Raw genomic sequence first — 281 nt, 5'->3', positions numbered from 1 at the left:
TGATGGCCTTCCTCGGCCTGGTTCCGGGAGAGCGCTCGACCGGCGACACGGTGCGCCGGTCGAGCCTCACGCTCGCCGGCAATCGACGCGCCCGCCGCGCCTTGGTCGAAGCGGCCTGGACTTATCGCTACCCAGCCAGGGTCAGCGAGGCTCTGAGGGTCCGGCTCGAGGGATTGCCCAAGCCTGTCCGCGACATCGCCTGGAAGGCGCAAATCAGGCTCTGCGCTCGCTATCGTCGCCTCAACGCCGCCGGCAAGAAGCCACCGGTGGTCGTGGCCGCG

At 69.8% G+C, this 281-nt stretch carries 1 protein-coding gene; it reads left to right on the top strand.

The annotated features are described in order from the left end of the window. A partial coding sequence (locus AYK65_RS31010; RefSeq protein ID WP_139793406.1) for a transposase occupies positions 1–281 on the top strand: 281 nt, incomplete at both ends.

Origin of the sequence: Ensifer aridi (assembly GCF_002078505.1) — a bacterium.
Lineage (GTDB): Bacteria > Pseudomonadota > Alphaproteobacteria > Rhizobiales > Rhizobiaceae > Sinorhizobium > Sinorhizobium aridi.
This window is presented reverse-complemented; position numbering and strand designations above follow the sequence as displayed.